We start from the raw sequence: 3624 nt of genomic DNA on the forward strand, positions 1-3624 counted from the left end.
ATGGCGGCAAGCGCCACCTTTGCCTTGAAAGCCGGGCTGTGGTTCCGGCGTGGTCGTCTCGTCATGGTATCTCCTGTTCTCGGCATCTAAGCCGAAGTCAGGCAGAAATTCCACTTATCTCCGCTGTCCAGATTTCCCGAACCACCTCTAATATAATGATTAGCTATTCAATTAACTAATCTGATATTTTTTACTTAACTTAGGTTGACATAACGAGCGTACATGAGCGACGAATTAAAATGTAATGCATATGGGTAACCATTGAATGGAGGGCTATGTATGACTAAGAAATCTATTTCTCCAAAATACAACGGCTTGGACGATGTATATGCATCAATAGAATTATCCGCTTCTTTGCCTAAGACAAAATTTCCAAAAGAAGAGCGCGATCCACGCAATGTGTTTGCTGCTGTGCGTGACGAGTTGATGCTGGATGGTAATTCGCGTCAGAATCTCGCAACGTTCTGTCAGACATGGGTCGATGAGGAAATTCGCGAGCTGATGGATTTGTCGATCGATAAAAATATGATCGACAAAGACGAATATCCGCAGACAGCAGAGATTGAAGCGCGTTGCGTGCATATGATCGCCGATCTGTGGAATTCACCGGATGCTGAGAATACGCTCGGTTGTTCCACAACCGGTTCATCAGAAGCGGCAATGCTGGGCGGACTGGCGCTCAAGTGGCAATGGCGTAAGAAGCGCGCCGCGGCGGGCCTATCGACGGATAAGCCAAACCTGATTTGTGGCCCTGTACAGATTTGCTGGCATAAATTTGCCCGCTATTTCGATGTCGAGTTGCGAGAAATTCCGCTTGAGGGCGACCGCCTGATCATGAGCCCTGAAGAAGTGCTCAAGCGCGTCGATGAGAATACAATCGGCGTCATTCCGACGATGGGGGTTACGTTTACCTGCCAGTATGAGCCGGTGAAGGCTGTCCATGATGCATTGGATAAGCTCCAGAAAGAAACTGGACTGGACATTCCTATCCATGTGGATGGTGCCAGTGGCGGTTTCTTGGCACCTTTCTGTGCGCCTGACATTGAATGGGATTTTCGTTTGCCGCGCGTAAAGTCAATCAATACATCGGGGCATAAATTTGGTCTGGCGCCATTGGGTGCAGGTTGGGTCGTCTGGCGTGAAGCATCTGATTTGCCTGAAGAACTGATATTCAATGTGAATTATCTTGGCGGCAACATGCCGACATTTGCATTGAATTTCTCACGTCCTGGCGGTCAGATCATAGCGCAATATTATAACTTCCTGCGTCTGGGACATGAAGGCTACGCGAAGATTCACAATGCCTGCTATGAAACAGCTCAGTATCTGTCAGCCGAGATCGCAAAGCTTGGACCATTTGAGATGATCTTCGATGGCGACAGCCAGAAGGGCATTCCCGCGCTGGCATGGAAGCTGAAAGAAGGTCAGACGATCGGCGGCTACACACTCTATGATGTGGCGGATCGTTTGCGTAGCCGTGGTTGGCAGGTACCTGCCTATTCAATGCCAGCAGATCGCGAGGACCTTGTGGTACAACGTATTCTGGTGCGCCATGGTGTCAGCCGTGACCTTGGAAGCCTGTTGATCGACGATCTCAAGCGCAGCCTTGATTATTTCGAAAAGCATCCGGTCAGCAAACCACTAACCGAAGACGAGGCTGGTGGATTCAGCCACACTTAACTTTCTCTAGATTCATTTGATTATTCGCAACTTACTCACGAGATTGGTGCTCAATCAATCTCGTGATCATCTCTTTACAGAGGGGACTTACTATGGCGAATACCAAAGCCGTTATTCCGGCTAAACAACTATCAATGATCGGCTTTTTTGCCATTACCGCCTCCATGGTAATGGCCGTTTATGAATATCCAACCTTTGCGACATCAGGTTTTAGTCTGGTTTTCTTCCTGCTACTCGGCGGTATCTTATGGTTCATTCCGGTCGGTCTTTGTGCTGCTGAAATGGCAACTGTTGAAGGCTGGGAAGAGGGCGGCGTATTTGCGTGGGTTTCCAACACGCTCGGCGAGCGATGGGGCTTTGCCGCGATTTCATTCTGCTATCTTGAAATTGCAATCGGCTTTCTGCCAATGCTTTATTTTGTGCTGGGTGCACTCTCTTATATTCTCAGTTGGCCCGCATTGAATGCCGATCCGATTACCAAAACCATCGCTGCATTGGTCATTCTATGGGCGCTGGCTTTTACCCAGTTGGGTGGCACAAAATATACCGCGATTATCGCCAAAGTCGGTTTCTTCGCTGGTATTTTGTTGCCAGCGTTAATCCTTGCTGCCCTGGCTATCGCTTATCTGTCGAGCGGTGCGCCTTTACAGATAGAAATGTCTGCCCAGACGTTCTTCCCTGACTTTACACAGGTCGGCACGCTTGTGGTCTTTGTGGCATTTATTTTGAGCTATATGGGTGTCGAAGCCTCCGCGACGCACGTTAATGAAATGAAAAATCCGGGCCGTGATTATCCGATGGCCATGTTCCTTTTGATGGCGGCAGCGATCATCCTGAGCTCAATCGGTGGCCTTTCGGTTGCTGCTACCATTCCGTCTAACGAGATCAACCTGTCTTCGGGCGTTGTGCAGACTTTCAGCGCACTGGTGGCGCATTTTGGTCCCGGTTTTGAGTGGACTGTTCGCATTATCGCAGCATTGCTTCTGCTTGGTGTTCTGGCCGAGATTGCCGCATGGATTGTAGGGCCGTCGCGGGGTATGTTGGTTACAGCTCAGAAGGGAATTCTTCCAACAACGTTTGCTAAAGTTAACAAGAATGGCGTTCCGGTCGCACTCGTTGTAGCACAGCTAATCTTGACATCGATTGCGATTATTGTTCTGACAAATACCGGTGGCGGCAGCAATATGTCGTTCCTGATTGCACTTGCCCTGACCGTAGTTATCTATCTATGCACATATTTTCTGCTGTTCCTTGGCTATATCCATCTCATTCGGAAGCAGCCCGAACTCAAGCGTACATTCCGCGTACCTGGTAGTAACGGCATCAAGATTGGTGTTGCAGTCGTCGGCTTCCTTGTTTCGATCATGGCCTTCTTTGTATCGTTTTACCCACCGACATCCATCGGCGGGGAAACAGCTGATGAGACCTATGTGTCGCTACTCGTTGTTTGCTTCCTTGTTGTGCTGGCGATCCCGTTCGTCGTCTACGCTCTGCATGACAAAAGAGGCAAGAAGATAAACGCAACTTTGGTTCCGATCAAATCACACAATGCACCGGATGGGCATTTCTTTATGCATCCGCGCGCACGACCTACACATCACATCATAGTCGATGACGGCGTACCCAATTCTAAAAAATAGCCGTTAAAATCGAAATAGAGCGCCTGTCCAAAATGATCACAAGGACAGGCGCATTTTTAAATGCTCGGCTATATAAAAACTGGAAGAAGCTACGGGCTCGAGTGATTGTGTCGCAAAATTTTCAGTAAGTTAGAGCGTTTCCCTCATTGGATGAAAGAGGTGGTTCGGGAAATCTGGACAGCGGAGATAAGTGGAATTTCTGCCTGACTTCGGCTTAGATGCCGAGAACAGGAGATACCATGACGAGACGACCACGCCGGAACCACAGCCCGGCTTTCAAGGCAAAGGTGGCGCTTGCCGCCAT

Annotated in this window: 2 protein-coding genes; both read left to right on the top strand. The window is 49.1% G+C overall.

The features are described 5' to 3' along the window. Nucleotides 1–279: 279 nt before the first annotated feature. Nucleotides 280–1680: a glutamate decarboxylase gene (locus tag OPR82_RS22610; protein WP_265987210.1), complete on the top strand. Its 1401-nt coding sequence runs from the start codon at nucleotides 280–282 to the stop codon at nucleotides 1678–1680. 92 nt (nucleotides 1681–1772) lie between these two features. Continuing rightward, the gene (gene gadC, locus OPR82_RS22615; RefSeq protein WP_265987212.1) at nucleotides 1773–3320 is read left to right on the top strand and encodes a glutamate:gamma-aminobutyrate antiporter; all 1548 of its coding nucleotides are present in this window, start codon (nucleotides 1773–1775) and stop codon (nucleotides 3318–3320) included. Nucleotides 3321–3624: the final 304 nt, after the last annotated feature.

It is taken from the genome of Ochrobactrum chromiisoli (assembly GCF_026241335.1).
Taxonomy (GTDB): Bacteria; Pseudomonadota; Alphaproteobacteria; order Rhizobiales; family Rhizobiaceae; genus Brucella; species Brucella chromiisoli.

Excerpts from the sequence above, each read along its gene's own strand:
- gadC (WP_265987212.1), top strand. The coding sequence starts at position 1,773 with ATGGCGAATACCAAAGCCGTTATTCCGGCTAAACAACTATCAATGATC.
- OPR82_RS22610 (WP_265987210.1), top strand. The coding sequence starts at position 280 with ATGACTAAGAAATCTATTTCTCCAAAATACAACGGCTTGGACGATGTA.